We start from the raw sequence: 15,217 nt of genomic DNA on the forward strand, positions 1-15,217 counted from the left end.
CGCTACCTAAGCCCGTTGCTGCGGCGCGTCAACGCCCGGATGAACAAACATCATAAATTCGGCCAGTGCGCGTTCCGAAAGTTGCGAAAGACCGCTGCTGCGCGCATGGATGCTATGCGTGAGGCTGGCGAGGGCGTGATGCCGGAACCAGGTCGCCTGCCGCTTGGTATATTGGCCGGTGTTCAGGATGGCGCGTTCGGAGGCTGCTTCCCGCGTCATCCCCCCCGCCAGATGCGCCAGCAGTTCCGGCACCCCATGCGCCCGCATCGCCGGCAGCGCCGGATCCAGACGCTGCGCGCCCAGCGCCCGCACCTCCTCCAGCGCCCCCTGCTCCAGCATTCCGTGCCAACGCCGGGCGATGGCGGCGCGCAGTGCATCGCGCGGCGGGTCGAGCAGGATGGCGGCGAAACGCCAGGGCGCCGGGCCGGTGGCGGAGGCCGCCTGCCATTGGCGCAGGCCCCTCCCCGTACCAGTTATCACCTCGAAAGCGCGTGACACGCGCTGGCCGTCAGAGGGGCGCAGCGTATCCGCGGTTTCGGGGTCGAGAGCGGCGAGGCGGGCGTGCAGCGCGGCCGGGCCTTCCTCGGCGAGCAGGCGGCGCGCCTCGGCGCGGGCGGCCTCCGGCACCGGCGGGATCTCGGACAGGCCCTCGGTGAGGGACAGGAAATACAGCCCGGTGCCGCCGCACAGGATCGGCACGCGGCCCGCTGCGCGCGCGCGGTCCATGGCGGCCAGCGCGGCGCCACGCCACCAGGCGACGGTGCCGGCCTCCGCAGCCTGGCGCACACCATACAGGGCGTGCGGTACGCGGGCTTCCTCGGCCGGCGTCGGGCGGGCGGTCAGGATGCGCAGCTCGGCATAGACCTGCATCGAATCGGCGTTGATGACCTCGCCGCCGATACGCTCCGCCAGCGCGAGGGCCAGTGCGCTTTTGCCACTCGCCGTCGGGCCGGCGACCAGGATGGCGGGCGGATGTTGCGCGGCCATCAGGCTGGTGGCACAGGGCGCGCCACATGCCCCATATCCTGACCCTGATCGCGGCCCCCGGCGGTCTCGACCCCGCCCTCCTCGCCCGCACCCGCGCCGCGCTGGCCGGCATCGGCGCAACGCCCGGCGCGCCGGACTGGCTTTCGGAGGGCGAGGCGGTGGACCTGCCCTTCGGCGACGCCCCCGCCGAACTCGCCGCCGCCGCCGCCCGCACGGCGCTCGGCGATGCGCCGGTGGACGCCATCGCGCAGCCCGCCGAGGGCCGCCGCAAGCGCCTGCTGGTCGCCGACATGGACAGCACCATCGTGACGTCCGAGACGCTGGACGAACTGGCCGCCTATGCCGGCCTGAAGAACGAGATCGCCACCATCACCCGGCGCTCGATGAATGGCGAGCTGGATTTTGCCCAGGCGCTGCATGAGCGGGTCGGCATGCTGCGCGGGCTCGATGTCGCGGCGCTGGAAGGCACCTGGGCGCAGACGGAGATGATGCCCGGCGCGGCAACGCTGGTGGCGACGATGCGGGCGCATGGCGCGGTGTGCTGCCTCGCATCCGGCGGCTTCACCTTCTTCACCGGGCGCGTGGCGGACAGGCTCGGCTTCGACCACCACGTCTCCAACACCCTGCTGATCAAGGACGGCAAGCTGACCGGCAAGGTGGCCGAGCCGGTGTTCGACCGCAACGCCAAGCTGGCCACGCTCACGCGGCTGGCGACGGAGAATGCGCTGCCGATGGCGGCGACGCTGGCGGTGGGGGATGGCGCCAACGACCTCGACATGATCGGCGCGGCGGGGCTTGGCATCGCCTATCATGCGAAGCCGGTCGTGGCGGCGGCGGCCCGGGCCAGGGTAGATCACAACGACCTGCTGGCGCTGCTGTTCGCCCAAGGCTATCGGCGCGGCGAGTTTCGCTGAGGGCCCCCTCACCCAACCCTCTCCCCCAGATGGGGGAGAGGGCTTTGGGGTCAGCCGGGGCTGCCGGTGGGGGCGGCGAGGCGCAGCGGCACCCAGCGCTGGCCCTGCGCGCTCTCGATCAGCAGCAGCGCCGTGGCGCGGTTCTGCCGGCGCAGGGTCGCGAGGCGTTCCTGCACCTCCTGCGGCGTGTTCACCCGCTCCTGCTGCACTTCCACGATCACGTCGCCGGGGCGCAACTCGCGCTCGGCGGCCGGGCTGCCGGGCGAGACTTCCGTGATCACCACGCCGCGGCTTTCCGGGCGCAGGCTGAACCGCTCCCGCGACTCGGGTGTGATCGGGCCGACGGTCAGGCCAAGGCCGGCGAGTTCCAGCGTCTGCGGGCGGGCTTCCGGGGCCGGGGTCGGCGCGCCGGCCGCGGCCTGGTCGCTCGGCAGTTCGGCGACGGTAACCGTCAGCGTGCGTTCGGCGCCGTCGCGCCAGACCACCACCGGCGCCTGGCTGCCCACGGCGGTATCGGCCACGATGCGCGGCAGGTTGCGCATCTCCCGCACCTCCTGCCCGTTGAAGCGCAGGATCACGTCGCCGGCCTGGATGCCGCCCTGCGCCGCCGGCGCATCCTCCTGAGCGCGCGCCACCAGGGCGCCGCGGGCGCCGCCGGTCAGGCCGAGGCTCTCGGCGATCTCGTCCGTCACCTGCTGGATGTTCACGCCGAGCCAGCCGCGCCGCACCCGGCCGACATCGCGCAGCTGCGCCGCGATGTTGCGCGCCAGGTTGGAGGGGATGGAGAAGCCGATGCCGATCGACCCGCCGGAGGGCGAGTAGATCGCGGTGTTGATGCCGATGACCTCGCCCGCCAGGTTGAACAGCGGGCCGCCGGAATTGCCGCGGTTGATGGCCGCATCGGTCTGGATGAAGTCGTCATACAGGCCCTGGCGGATGTCCCGCCCCCGCGCCGAGACGATGCCGGCCGAGACCGACCCGCCCAGGCCGAAGGGGTTGCCGATGGCCAGCACCCAGTCGCCGACCAGCGCCGTGTCGCTGTCGCCGAACGTGACGGCGGGCAGCGGGCGTTCCGGCCGCACCCGCAGCACGGCCACGTCCGTGCGGGGGTCGGCGCCGACCAGCTCGGCGCGCAGCGTGGTGTTGTCGGACAGCACCACGTTGATCTCGTCCGCGCCCTCGATGACGTGGTTGTTCGTCACGATGATGCCGGAGGCATCGATGATGAAGCCGGAGCCGAGCGACTGGCCGCGGCGGGCAGGCGGCTGCGGGCGGTTGGGCTGCGGCTGCGCGCCAGGCGGGCTGCCGTTCGGACGGTTGCGCTCCAGGAAATCCCGGAAAAATTCCTCGAAGGGGCTGCCGGGCGGCGCCTGCGGCACGTCGGGCGCGCCGGGGCGGCGCTGCGCCTGCGCCTGGGCGGCGGCCTGGCTGGTCTGGATGTTCACCACGGCCGGCAGCAGGCGCTGCGCCAGCGGGGCGAAGGAGGTGGGGGCGCCCGGCGGCGGAACCTGGGCCTGGGCCGGGGCGACGGGCAGTCCGGCAAGCGGCGCGGCCAGCGCCGCGACCATCAACAGGGGGGCAAAGCGCAATTGCGGCAACCTTCTTCGGAGGGGGATGGGCGCCTTCGCCCAATTCATGTCTCGCGGCGACAGAGATTGGCACGGCGTGCCACAAGCGGAAGCCCGCCTGTGCATGACGTCGACGTCACCCGGCGCCAACCATCATCCAGGCGAGGCCGGTGCCGATGACCGCGGCGACCAGCCCCCCGGTCCGCAGCCGCTGCTCGGGGGTGGCCGCGAGGCTGGCCAGCATGCGCTTCATGGCGCCGGGAAAAACCGCGTAGGCCAGGCCTTCCACCGCCAGCACCACGGCCACGCCCGCAAGAACGTGGCCGAGCTGCATGGTCGGCTACTGCTGCGGCGCGGCCGGTGCCGCTTCGGCGGCCGCGGTTGCCGGAGCAGCGGCCGCGGTTGCCGGTGCCGCGGCGGGTGCCGCGGCACGGGCCGGCTGCGGGCCGACGCTCGGCATGCTCTCCCGGAAGAAGCGGAAGAACTCGCTGTCCGGCGACAGCAGCAGGCGGGTCTCACCCTCGGAGAATGCCTCGCGATAGGCCTGCATGCTCCGGTAGAACTGGAAGAACTCCGGGTCCTGCTGGAACGCCTCGGCGAAGATGCGGATCGCGTCCTGCTCGCCCTGGCCGCGCAGGATGTCGGCCTGCGCCTGGGCTTCGGCCAGCAGCACGGTGCGCTCGCGGTCCGCGCCGGCGCGGATGCGGGTCGCTTCCTCCTGGCCGCGGGCGCGTTCCTCGGCGGCGACGCGCTGCCGTTCGGACTGCATGCGGGACAGGATGGCGTCGGTGTTCTGTTCCGGCAGGTCGGCTCGGCGGATGCGCACATCCTGCACCTCGATGCCGAAGGCCAGCATCTCCTCGTTCACCAGCCGCCGGATCTCGCCCATGATGCGGGCGCGGTCGGTGGACAGCACGGACAGCAGCGGCTCGTTTCCGAGCACCCGTCGCACGGCGGAGGTGACGACCGAGTTGATGCGGGCGCGGATGCCGACTTCCTGGGCGCCGACCGTCTGGTAGAAGCGCAGCGGGTCGGTGATGGAATAGCGTGTGAAGCTGTCCACGCTCAGCCGGCGCTGGTCGCCGAGGATGATCTCCTCCGCCGGCGCGTCGAAGTCCAGCAGGCGGCGGTCGAAGGCGATGACCGACTGCACGAAGGGGATCTTGGCATGCAGGCCCGGCGTCCGGATCACGCGGATCGGCTCGCCGAACTGGGTGATGAGCACCTGCTGGGTCTGGTGCACGGTGAACAGGGTTGAGGCGGCGACGACGAGGACGACCGCCATGGCGACGGCGGCTGCGATGGTCTTGTTCATCGGATCGCACCCCGCTGCGCGCCGGCACTGGGCTGCGATGGCTGCGAGCCCGGCTGTGCGCCCGGCTGGGCACCCTGCCTCGGCGGCTGGACCGCGGCGGCGCCGCGCGTGGCGTCACCCAGGTTCAACAGCGGCACCAGACCCTGCAGGCGGTCGTCGATCAGGATCTTCGGGTTGCGGCGCAGCACTTCCTCCATGGTCTCAAGGTAAAGCCGGCGCACCGTCACGTCCCGCGCTACCTGGTAGGCGGACAGCACCGAGAGGAAGCGCTGTGCCTCGCCTCGGGCGCGGGAGATCTGGCTTTCGCGGAAGCCCTCGGCTTCCTGCACCAGCCGCTGCGATTCACCGCGGGCGGCCGGGATGATGGCGTTGCGGTAGGATTCGGCCTCGTTGCGGGCGCGCTCGCGGTCGGCGCCGGCACGCTGCACGTCGATGAAGGCGTCGATCACGCGGGCCGGCGGCTGCGCGTTCTGCAGCTGCACCTGGGTGATTTCCACGCCCGCATTGTACTGGTCCATGATCGCCTGGGTGCCGCGACGCACCTCCTGCTCGATCTGGGCGCGCGCCTCGGTCAGCGCCGGCTGGATGGCGGTGCGGCCGATGACCTCTCGCATCACGCTCTCGGATGCCGACTTCACCGTCTGCTCCGGGTTGCGGGTGTTGAACAGGAACTCCCCGGCATCGCGGATGCGCCAGAACACGGCGAAGTCGATGTCGATGATGTTCTCGTCGCCGGTCAGCATCAGGCTTTCCTCCAGCACGTCGCGTGCCGGAATGGGCCGTGCCGCGGCGCCGGAATCGGCGGAGGCGCGGAAGCCGACATCGACCCGGTTGATGCGGGTGACGCGCGGCGTGGTGACGGATTCGACCGGCCAGGGCAGGTGGTAGTTCAGGCCGGGCTGCGTCGTCGCCGTATAGGCGCCGAAGCGGAGCACGATGCCCTGCTCGTCCGGCTGGACGCGATAGATGCCCGAGGCCAGCCAGGCGCCGACCAGCAGCAGCGCCAGCAGGCCGATCCCAGCTCCGCCCATGCCGCGCGGCAGCATGCGCCGGACGGTATCCTGTGCCTGCCGGATGACGTCATCGAGGTCCGGGCCACCGCCTCGCCCGCCGCCGCCACCCTGGCCTCCGCCAGAGGGCGGCTGCGGCTGCCCCCACGGCCCGCCCGGCCTGGGGTTGCCCCAGGGGCTGGGTCCGCCGTTGCTGTTCCACGCCATCGGGCTTTAGGCCTCCTCCAGACTTCGGCTCATCCTTTGCCACGCCCTGCCCCGCAAAGGGAGGGGTGCAGCGCCCGCGCCGACGGTCCATATGGTCCGGGTGTCGTCGGCCCGGCCTTGGTCGCGGCCAGGGCTGCAGGCTCGGTCTGAGGCGCGCGAACCGGCGCGCCAGGTACCGGCCGGCCGCCGCGATATCGTACGGAACAGGGGGTTTTTCAAGCGATGAGCGAGAGGCTGGAGCAGGCGGTGCGGGCCGCGCTGGCGCAGGTGCGCGACCCCGCCAGCGGCCGGGACGTGGTCAGCGCCGGCCTGGTGGACGGCCTGGCGGTGAAGGCCGGCATGGTGCAGTTCGCCATCCAGGTGCCGCGGGAGCGGGCGCGGGAGAGCGAGCCGCTGCGCGCCGCCGCCGAACGCGCGGTCGCCGCGGTGCCCGGCGTGCTGTCCGCCACCGTGGTGCTGACCGCGCACCGCGCGGAGCCGGCGAAGCCCGCCGAGCCCCCGCGCAAGGCCGCGGCCGGCGCGGCACAGCCGGGCCAGGGCCAGATGCTGCTGCCGCAGGTCGGCGCCATCGTCGCCGTCGCCTCCGGCAAGGGCGGCGTCGGCAAATCCACCACCGCCGTCAACATCGCGGTCGCGCTGGCGATGCAGGGGCTGCGGGTCGGGCTGCTGGATGCCGACATCTTCGGACCCTCCCTGCCGCAGATGCTCGGCACGCGGGAACGCCCGCGCACCGAGGGCAACCGCATCATCCCGCTGTCCCGCTGGGGCCTGAAGGCGATGTCGATCGGCTTCCTGGTCGAGGAGGAGACGCCGATGATCTGGCGCGGCCCGATGGTGATGGGCGCGCTGGAACAGCTGATGGGCCAGGTCGAATGGGGCGCGCTCGACATCATGATCGTCGACATGCCGCCCGGCACCGGCGATGCGCAGTTGACGATGAGCCAGCGCGTGCCGCTGGCCGGCGCCGTCATCGTCTCCACCCCGCAGGACGTGGCGCTGCTGGATGCAAGGCGCGGCGTGCGGATGTTCGAGAAGGTGGGGGTGAAGGTGCTCGGCGTGATCGAGAACATGTCCTTCTTCTGCTGCCCCAACTGCGGCCACCAGAGCGACATCTTCGGCCATGGCGGCGCGCGAGCGGAGGCGGCGCGGCTCGGCGTGGAATTCCTGGGCGAATTGCCGCTGAAGCTGGCGATCCGGGAGCTGGCCGATGCCGGCACGCCGATCGTGGCCGCGCGACCGGAGACCGACGAGGCCGCGACCTACCAGCGCATCGCCACCCGCCTTCGGGAAAAGCTGGCGGAGAATGCGGCGGCGGCCGAGGGGCCGCGGATCGTCATCGAGTAGACAGCAGCGCGTTGGTCTCGGCCGCGACCGGCATCGAAGGCGCGGCGCCGTGGCGGGTGCAGGACAGGGCGGCGGCCGCGGCGGCGCGGCGCATGGCCTCCGGCAGGGCGAGGCCGCGGTCCAGCCCGGCCGCCAGCACACCGCACCAGGTGTCGCCGGCGCCGGTGGTGTCCATGATGTCGACGCGGAAGGCGCGGGTGAATTCGGTGCCGGATGCCGTCGCGGCCTCCGCGCCCTCGACGCCGCGCGTCACCGCGACGTCGCAGCCGAGCAGGGCGCGCAGGGCGGTCGCGGTCGGCTCGACGCCGACCCGTCCGGCCAGCACCGCGGCCTCGTGCTGGTTCAGCACCAGCAGGCAAAGCTCCCGCAGCGCCGCCAACGGCAGGTCCCCCGGCGGCGCCAGGTTCAGGATGCAGCGCGCGCCGAGGCCGGCGGCGCGCCGGATCAGCAGCGCCACCTCCTCGGCCGGAACTTCCATCTGCAACAGCAGGATGACGCCGGGATGCAGCGCCGCATCCTCCACCTGCGCGGCGCGTGCTGCCAGGTTGGCGCCCGGGGCGACGGCGATCTGGTTCTGCCCGGCCCGGTCGACGCAGATGCTGGCGCAGCCGGTCGGCGCATCCACGGCCAGCAGGCGGCTGAGGTCGACCCCGGCGTCGCGCATCGCGCCGGTGGCGATGCCGGCCAGCCCATCCTCCCCGACGCAGCCGGCGAAGGCGACGCTGGCACCATCCCGTGCTGCCGCGACCGCCTGGTTGGCTCCCTTGCCGCCGGGCATCTGCTGGAACCCGTCGCCCAGAACGGTTTCGCCGGGGGCTGGCAGGGCGGGGACGGTGAAGATCAGGTCGGCATTGGCGGAACCGAAGACGAGGATGCTCATCCGGCGAACATACGCCCGGCGCGGGCGCGCTCATACAGCGTGCCGATCAGCGCCTCGAAGGCCGGGGCGACCTGGCGGGCGGGGCTCATGCGGCCATGCGTCGCGGCCTCGGCGATGCCGGCGTCGCGCCAATGGCCGGTGCCGATGACGCCCTGGAGGAAGCCCTGGGCGCGGTCGCAGGCCATGGCGAAGCGCGCCTCCGGCGTCTCGCCCCGCTCGAACTCCTCCCACAACGCCCGCAGCTTCGCGCCGAGGTCGGGCGGCAGCGTCGCGAAGACGATGTCGGCGGCGGCCTGCTCGCGGGCTGCCTGGGTCAGCAGGTGCGCCTCGTCATAGGCGAAGGTGTCGCCGGCCTCGATCTCCACCAGGTCGTGGGCGGCGATCATCGCCAGGGTGTGGCCGAGGTCGGGGGCATCCGGCATCTCGCCATGCAGCAGCACGGCGACGAGGGCGACGTTCCAGCAATGCTCGGCGGAGTTCTCGCGGCGGGAGGTGCCGTCCGGACGTGCCGTCTCGCCGCGGCGCTCGATGTGCTTCAGGCGGTCGGCGAGGGCCAGGAACGCGATCAGGGCGGCGGTGCGGTCGGCGTGCATGGGGATCTCCGTCATACGCCCGCCGTCCAGCGCCCCAGCAGGAAGCCGAACAGCACGGCGCCGCCCAGCAGCGCGAAGATCTCGCCGAACAGGGCGTGCGCCAGCGGCAGGCCGAGCGTCACGAGCCCGACCAGCAGCGCCACCTTCCACCACCGCGCCAGCCATTCCCGGCGCGGCGCAGCGGCCGCCTTGCCGCGCGGTCGGCCCGCCGGGCGCCCTGCCCCGCGCCGCGCCGCGGGGCTAGGCGGCACGGCCGAGCGTTTCCATCAACTCGCGCCACTCGCGCTTGGACAGGCCGGAGGCGGCCTGGTCCACCGCCTCCCCGGCCAGCATCCGCCGCAGGATGCCGAGCATCTGCGCGGACAGGGTGACGGCGCCCAGGCGGTAGTCGCGGAAGGCGGCGGCCGCGATCGGCACCCAGGCCTCGGCGCTGGCCATCATCGCGTCGGCATAGACGCGGATCTCGTATTGGGCATGGGCGTCTGCGCGCAGGGACAGGAAGCCGAACAAATTGTGGAGGTCGGTCTTCCAGTACCACTGGGTATAGGCGTTCAGGGTCAGGTTCATCCGCGCCAGCTCGCGCGCCAGGCCGGGGCGGCCGGGGTCGATCGGGGCGCCCTGCTCGTCCTCGTTCAGCATGTCGAGGTAATGGTCGTAGTTGCGGGTCGCATCCTCCCGCAGCAGGTCGAGCACGCGGGCGGCCTGGTCGCCCTCCAGCACCTCGCCGCGGCCCTGGCGATTGACGGCGGATTGCGCGGCCAAATTCTCGGCGGCGGGGATGTAGAACTCCCGGTCCAGGATGGAATACCGCGCGGAGTATTCGTTCACGTTTGCGGTGCGGTGGCGGATCCACTGGCGCGCGACGAAGATCGGCAGCTTCACGTGGTACTTGATCTCGCACATCTCGAAGGGGGTCGAGTGGCGGTGGCGCATGAGGTAGCGGATCAGGCCGCGATCCTCCGACACCGCCCGGGTGCCGCGGCCGTAGCTGACGCGGGCGGCCTGCACGATGGCGGCATCGTCGCCCATGTAGTCGACGACGCGGACGAAGCCGTGGTCGAGCACCGGCGTCGCGGTGAACAGCATGTCTTCCAGGGCGGGCACCGTGGGACGACGCGTCGCGTGGGCGGCCTCCCGCGCGGTATTGATCTCAAGCTGCTGTTCCGGCGTCAGGGCCATGCCCGAATCCTGTACGTAAAGGCTGGCTGTACTAGCCTACCCCGTCCCCGGCGGCACCCCCTACATTGAGCCACTGGATTTCGGCACGGGAAGCGCCTACATCCGTGCCGTCGCCTCGGCGACTATGGTGATAAACGCGATCTGGAATAATCGTTGCGGACCCGGGGGCAGTGCCCGGCGCCTCCACCAAACCCCGCCCTGGCGGGACCCATGGGGGCGAAACAGCTTCGACGCGCGTGGTAAAGAGGTCGTTTTTGCCCGGCATTGTACCGCCGTTATCGGGCTAATCTCCAAGTGCGAACGACAATAGCCGCGAGGCTTACGCACTCGCTGCCTGAATAAGGTAAGCGCGGTTCGGGGGGCACCGGGCAACAGAAGCCCCCCACTTTCCACACCTCGTCCTGCCTCCGCGGCCCTTCCGCAGGCGGCCCGGCCGGCTTATGCTCCGCGCAAAGGGATGCATGCATGAGCGACGACGCCCGCCCGGCCGAAAGCCTGATTCCATACGAACGCTGGACCGACGACGCGCTGCGCGACGTGGTGGCCCGCGCGCTCGAACTCGCCGCGACCACGGGCCTGCCGGGCGAACATCACTACTACATCACCTTCCGCACCGATCATCCCGGCACGCGCATCCCCGGCCACCTGAAGGCGCGCTACCCGCAGGAGATGACGGTGGTGCTGCAGCACCAGTATGAAGGCCTGGTGGTGGACCGCGCCGCGGGCACCTTCGCCGTTCGCCTGCATTTCGGCGGCGTGCCGGCACAGCTCCATGTGCCCTTCGCCGCCCTGACCGGCTTCGCCGACCCCGCCGTGCGCTATGGCCTGCGCTTCCAGCCGCTGATGGACCCGGTTGCCGTGGCCGAGGCACCCGACCCCGAGCCCGAGGCGACGCCCGCCGCACCGCCGGCCGAGGCGCCGGCCCAGGTGGTCAGCCTGGACGCCTTCCGGCGTCGCCCGGCGCGGGACTGAAGCCCGCACAACCACAACCGTTGGCCGCCGGGCGCGGCTGCGCTACCACCGCGCAGACCAATTCACGCCGCACCCTGGCCGGGTGACGGCGCCACGGAGAACCACCGTGACCGCACCGCTCGACCTCGATTCCCCCGTGATCGCGCCCACGCGCCCGTCCGGCTTCCGCTACAGCCCGATGTACCCGCTCGGCGAGGACGCGACGCCCTATCGCCGCCTGGACATCGCCGGCGTCAGCACCGCGACCTGCGATGGGCAGACGGTCCTGAAGGTGAAGCCGGAGGCGCTGGAGGCGCTGGCCTTCGCCGCCTGCCGTGACGTCTCCCACCTGCTGCGGCCGGCGCATCTGGGGCAGTTGGCCAAGATCCTGCAGGATCCGGAGGCCAGCCCGAACGACCGCTTCGTGGCGCTCGACCTGCTGAAGAACGCCAACATCGCCGCCGGCGGCGTGCTGCCGATGTGCCAGGACACCGGAACCGCCATCGTCTTCGGCAAGAAGGGCCAGCGCGTCTGGGTCGAGGGCGACGAGGAGGAGGCGCTGAGCTACGGCGTCCACCGCACCTACACCGAGACCAACCTGCGCTACTCACAGATGGCGCCGCTGACCATGTGGGAGGAGGTGAACACCGGCAACAACCTGCCCGTGGAATTCTCCATCATGGCGCAGCCCGGCGAGCACCACGCCGACGAGATGCACCTGATGTTCGTGCTCAAGGGCGGCGGCTCGGCCAACAAGACCTTCCTCTACCAGCAGACCCGCGCGGTGCTGAACAAGCCGAAGCTGCTGGCCTTCCTGGAAGACAAGATCAAGACGCTGGGGACGTCCGCCTGCCCGCCCTACCATTTGGCCATCGTCATCGGCGGCACCAGCGCGGAGGCGAACCTCAAGACGGTGAAGCTGGCCTCGACCAAGTGGCTGGACGCGCTGCCGACGGAAGGCAGCAAGGCCGGGCACGCCTTCCGCGACGTGGCCTTCGAGGCGGAGGTGCACAAGCTGACGCAGAACCTCGGCATCGGCGCGCAGTTCGGCGGCAAGTACTTCTGCCACGACGTGCGGGTGGTGCGGCTGCCGCGCCACGGCGCGTCCCTGCCGATCGGCATCGGCGTGTCCTGTTCCGCCGACCGCCAGATCAAGGCGAAGATCACGGCCGAAGGCGTGTTCCTGGAACAGCTCGAGCACGAACCCTCAAGATACCTGCCGGAGGCGACGGACGAGATCCTCGGAGGCAACGTGGTGCGGATCGACCTGAACCAGCCGATGGACGCGATCCGGGCGGAGCTGTCGAAGCATCCGGTGAAGACCCGCGTGTCCCTCACCGGCACCGTCGTGGTGGCGCGCGACATCGCCCATGCCAAGCTGCAGGAACGGCTGGACCGTGGGGAGGGACTTCCCGACTATCTGAAGAACCACCCTGTCTACTACGCAGGCCCCGCCAAGACCCCCGATGGCTACGCCACCGGCAGCTTCGGCCCGACCACTGCCGGGCGCATGGACAGCTATGTCGAGGCCTTCCAGAAGGCCGGCGGCAGCTTGGTGATGCTGGCCAAGGGCAACCGCAGCAAGGCCGTGCTGCGCGCCTGCCAATCCTACGGCGGCTTCTACCTGGGCAGCGTCGGCGGCCCGGCGGCACGGCTCGCGCAGGACTGCATCCGCAAGGTGGAAGTGCTGGAATACCCGGAACTCGGCATGGAAGCGGTATGGCGGATCGAGGTCGAGGACTTTCCCGCTTTCATCGTCGTGGATGACAAGGGCAACGACTTCTACGAGGGGCTGGAGTGATGGCACGTTCGCGCTTCTCCTCCGGCAGCCGCTTCGAGGAAGAGATCGGCTACTCCCGCGCCGTCATCGATGGCGACTGGATCTTCGTCTCCGGCACCACCGGCTATGACTACGCCACCATGACCATCGCCCCCGGCGTCGTCGAGCAGTGCGACCAGACCTTCCGCAACATCGAGGCGGCGCTGCGCCAGGCCGGCGGGCGGATCGATGACATCGTGCGGGCGAATTTCATCGTGCCGGACCGGGCCGACTGGCCGCTGTGCTGGCCCGTGGTGAAGAAATGGCTGGGCCGGGCGCGCCCCGCCTCCACCATGATCGTCGCCGGGCTGCAGGGGCCGGAAATGCGGATCGAGATCGAGGTGACGGCGCGGCTGCGTCGGCGCGAAGGGGACAAGTAGGCCAATGCGCTTCGCCGTCGACCGCCTGGACCACCTGGTCATCACCTGCGCCGATGTGGAGACCAGCGCCAACTGGTACCAGCGCGTGCTGGGCATGGAACGCGACAGCTTCGGCGAACCGCCGCGCATCGCACTGAAATTCGGCGGCCAGAAGATCAACCTGCGGCCGCGCGGCGCGACCCAGGCGGAGTGGTTCTCCTCCGTCGTCGCGGAACCCGGAACGCAGGATTTGTGCTTCGTCGTGACGGTGGCGGCGGAGGATATCGCGGAGCACCTGCGCGGCTGCGGCGTGACGGTGGAGCTTGGGCCGGTGGCCAAGCAGGGCGCGCTCGGGCCGATCAACTCGGTCTATTGCCGGGATCCGGACGGCAACCTGATCGAGATCTCGACCTACGGGGATGCCTACCGCGGCTGACGTGGCGCGCGGGACGGCCGCGGCGCGTCGTCCCGCACCGTACGGATGCAGATGCAGTCTCGCTGCGTGCGGCCGTCCGGGTGCGCGCTCGCGCCGCGCTCCGCCAACCCAGGGCGGTCATCTGTCTCATTTCCCATGTCGTACATGTGAATTGGCGCCCGGAAAGATCCGCGTCTAATTCCGCCTCCAGGTGCAACGTTCCATTCCAAAGGATGGCGAAGGCGGGAGACGGGTGCGATGGCGGTGATCAACGGGACTGCGGCGAGTCAACTTCTGAACGGGACGCCGGGGGACGACACGATCAACGGCCTCGGCGGCAACGACACGCTGCGGGGCGGTGACGGCAATGACACCTACGTCTTCAGTGGCGCGTTCGGCTCCGACCTGGTGCGCGACACCAGCGGCACGGACCAGATCCGCTTCACCGCCGACCACGGCCCGCAGGATTTCCGTCTCTTCCGCAACTTCAACCAACTCGTCATCGACCAGGTCAACGGCAGCAACCGCGTCACGCTCGAGAATTTCTTCTCGACCGGAGCCGGCATCGAGACCGTCGTCTTCGAGCGGACCGGGACAGTGTGGGACCTCCAGGGCGGGGTGTTCCTGTCCGTCGGCTACACCGGCACCTCAGGCGCGGATCTGCTTGAAGGCTCGGCCTTCGATGAGCGCTTCGTCGGCCTCGGCGGCAACGACAGGCTGCGTGGCGGCGACGGCAACGATGTCTACGTGTTCAGCGGCGCATTCGGGGCCGATGCGGTTCGCGACACCAGCGGCGTGGATGTGGTGGTCATCGGCGCCGACTTCAGCGAGCGTGACTTCCGCTTTGAGCGCAACTTCAACGATCTCGTGATGCGGCAGATCGGCGGCAGCAACTCGGTCACCTTCGACAACCAGTTCACGACGGGCTCGGGCATCGAATCGATTCTCTTCGCGCGTACCGGGACCGTCATCCAGCTTGACGGCGGCACGACCACCTTGATCCCCGGCTTCTTCGACTACGCCGGCTATCTCGCGGCCAACCCGGATGTGGCCGCCACCGGGCTCGACGCCTACCAGCACTACGACGCGTTCGGCTGGCGCGAGGGGCGGGATCCATCTGCGCAGTTCGATACGCGGCTTTACCTGCAGGCCAATCCGGACGTTGCCGCCGCAGGCATCAACCCGTTGGCCCATTTTCTGGCCAATGGCCAGGCCGAGGGTCGTCAGGCGGCCGACTCGTTCGGTCTAACCGTCAATGGATTCGACCGGACGTTCTATCTTCTCGCCAATCCCGATGTGGCTGCGGTAGGGATGGACCCGCTCGCGCACTACAGCCAGTTCGGCTGGCGAGAGGGGCGCGACCCGAATGCCATCTTCACCACGTCCTTCTACCGCAACGCCAACCCCGACGTGGCGACGGCTGACATCAACCCGCTCATGCACTACAATGCGTCAGGCTGGCGCGAGGGCCGCGATCCCTCTGCGGTCTTCAGCACCACGGCCTACCTCAACGCCAACCCGGATGTGCTCGCGGCCGGTATGCAGCCGATGGATCATTACATCAACAACGGCGTCTATGAGGGCCGGAGCCTCGGCAACGGCGCGACCGTCTGGATGCTCTGAGAGGCTGTCGCCCACGCCGCTCCCCTCCGGCGCGGATGCCCGGCATGACAATA

General features: G+C 70.6%; 16 protein-coding genes and 1 other RNA gene. 8 read left to right on the forward strand and 9 right to left on the reverse strand.

What is annotated here, in order from left to right:
• Positions 1–6: 6 nt before the first annotated feature.
• Positions 7–987: a tRNA (adenosine(37)-N6)-dimethylallyltransferase MiaA gene (miaA, locus tag ACFHPP_RS10975; protein WP_437163308.1), complete on the reverse strand. Its 981-nt coding sequence runs from the start codon at positions 985–987 to the stop codon at positions 7–9.
• Positions 988–1,013: 26 nt separating this feature from the next.
• On the opposite strand from miaA, the gene serB reads away from it, so the two are divergent.
• On the forward strand, positions 1,014–1,901 hold the full coding sequence (gene serB, locus ACFHPP_RS10980; protein ID WP_437163309.1) for a phosphoserine phosphatase SerB: 888 nt from the start codon (positions 1,014–1,016) through the stop codon (positions 1,899–1,901).
• Between the two features lie 50 nt (positions 1,902–1,951).
• On the opposite strand, the gene ACFHPP_RS10985 is transcribed toward serB, so the two are convergent.
• The 4 genes from ACFHPP_RS10985 to hflK form a co-directional block, all read right to left on the reverse strand.
• Positions 1,952–3,490 (reverse strand): DegQ family serine endoprotease, encoded by a 1,539-nt coding sequence (locus ACFHPP_RS10985; protein WP_437163310.1) that lies wholly within the window; start codon positions 3,488–3,490, stop codon positions 1,952–1,954.
• A gap of 115 nt (positions 3,491–3,605) precedes the next feature.
• Positions 3,606–3,803, reverse strand: a complete 198-nt coding sequence (locus ACFHPP_RS10990) for a DUF2065 domain-containing protein (RefSeq protein ID WP_437163311.1) — start codon at positions 3,801–3,803, stop codon at positions 3,606–3,608.
• Positions 3,804–3,809: 6 nt separating this feature from the next.
• On the reverse strand, positions 3,810–4,784 hold the full coding sequence (hflC, locus tag ACFHPP_RS10995) for a protease modulator HflC (RefSeq protein ID WP_437163312.1): 975 nt from the start codon (positions 4,782–4,784) through the stop codon (positions 3,810–3,812).
• On the reverse strand, positions 4,781–6,001 hold the full coding sequence (gene hflK / locus ACFHPP_RS11000; protein ID WP_437163313.1) for an FtsH protease activity modulator HflK: 1,221 nt from the start codon (positions 5,999–6,001) through the stop codon (positions 4,781–4,783). The genes hflC and hflK overlap by 4 nt, the downstream gene beginning before the upstream one ends.
• Before the next feature lie 222 nt (positions 6,002–6,223).
• Between hflK and ACFHPP_RS11005 the strand changes: the two genes are divergently transcribed.
• Positions 6,224–7,345, forward strand: a complete 1,122-nt coding sequence (locus tag ACFHPP_RS11005) for a P-loop NTPase (RefSeq protein ID WP_437163314.1) — start codon at positions 6,224–6,226, stop codon at positions 7,343–7,345.
• On the opposite strand, the gene ACFHPP_RS11010 is transcribed toward ACFHPP_RS11005, so the two are convergent.
• The 4 genes from ACFHPP_RS11010 to thyX are packed head-to-tail and all read right to left on the reverse strand — an operon-like array spanning position 7,335 to position 9,997.
• On the reverse strand, positions 7,335–8,225 hold the full coding sequence (locus ACFHPP_RS11010; protein ID WP_437163315.1) for a ribokinase: 891 nt from the start codon (positions 8,223–8,225) through the stop codon (positions 7,335–7,337). The two genes, ACFHPP_RS11005 and ACFHPP_RS11010, sit on opposite strands and share 11 nt — an antisense overlap.
• Entirely contained in the window at positions 8,222–8,833 is a 612-nt protein-coding gene (locus ACFHPP_RS11015; protein WP_437163316.1) for an HD domain-containing protein, read from the reverse strand. The genes ACFHPP_RS11010 and ACFHPP_RS11015 overlap by 4 nt, the downstream gene beginning before the upstream one ends.
• On the reverse strand, positions 8,830–9,069 hold the full coding sequence (locus tag ACFHPP_RS11020) for a hypothetical protein (RefSeq protein WP_437163317.1): 240 nt from the start codon (positions 9,067–9,069) through the stop codon (positions 8,830–8,832). Before ACFHPP_RS11020 ends, ACFHPP_RS11015 begins: the two co-directional genes overlap by 4 nt.
• A complete protein-coding gene (thyX, locus tag ACFHPP_RS11025; RefSeq protein WP_437163318.1) occupies positions 9,059–9,997 on the reverse strand; it encodes an FAD-dependent thymidylate synthase in 939 nt (312 codons plus the stop codon). Before thyX ends, ACFHPP_RS11020 begins: the two co-directional genes overlap by 11 nt.
• A 70-nt stretch (positions 9,998–10,067) precedes the next feature.
• Between thyX and ssrA the strand changes: the two genes are divergently transcribed.
• From ssrA to ACFHPP_RS11055, 6 genes are all read left to right on the forward strand, one after another.
• Positions 10,068–10,384: a transfer-messenger RNA gene (gene ssrA, locus ACFHPP_RS11030) on the forward strand.
• A gap of 78 nt (positions 10,385–10,462) precedes the next feature.
• Positions 10,463–10,969 carry an SspB family protein gene (locus ACFHPP_RS11035; RefSeq protein WP_437163319.1) on the forward strand — a complete coding sequence of 169 codons (507 nt, stop codon included), beginning with the start codon at positions 10,463–10,465 and terminating at the stop codon, positions 10,967–10,969.
• Positions 10,970–11,147: 178 nt separating this feature from the next.
• Entirely contained in the window at positions 11,148–12,749 is a 1,602-nt protein-coding gene (locus tag ACFHPP_RS11040) for a fumarate hydratase (RefSeq protein ID WP_437163438.1), read from the forward strand.
• Complete coding sequence (locus tag ACFHPP_RS11045; protein ID WP_437163320.1) at positions 12,749–13,147, forward strand: RidA family protein; 399 nt, start codon at positions 12,749–12,751, stop codon at positions 13,145–13,147. Before ACFHPP_RS11040 ends, ACFHPP_RS11045 begins: the two co-directional genes overlap by 1 nt.
• Positions 13,148–13,151: 4 nt before the next feature.
• Positions 13,152–13,562 carry a VOC family protein gene (locus ACFHPP_RS11050; protein WP_437163321.1) on the forward strand — a complete coding sequence of 137 codons (411 nt, stop codon included), beginning with the start codon at positions 13,152–13,154 and terminating at the stop codon, positions 13,560–13,562.
• A 237-nt stretch (positions 13,563–13,799) separates the two neighbouring features.
• On the forward strand, positions 13,800–15,164 hold the full coding sequence (locus ACFHPP_RS11055; RefSeq protein WP_437163322.1) for a calcium-binding protein: 1,365 nt from the start codon (positions 13,800–13,802) through the stop codon (positions 15,162–15,164).
• Positions 15,165–15,217 lie beyond the last annotated feature (53 nt).

The organism is Falsiroseomonas sp. E2-1-a20 (assembly GCF_051433195.1).
Lineage (GTDB): Bacteria > Pseudomonadota > Alphaproteobacteria > Acetobacterales > Acetobacteraceae > Falsiroseomonas.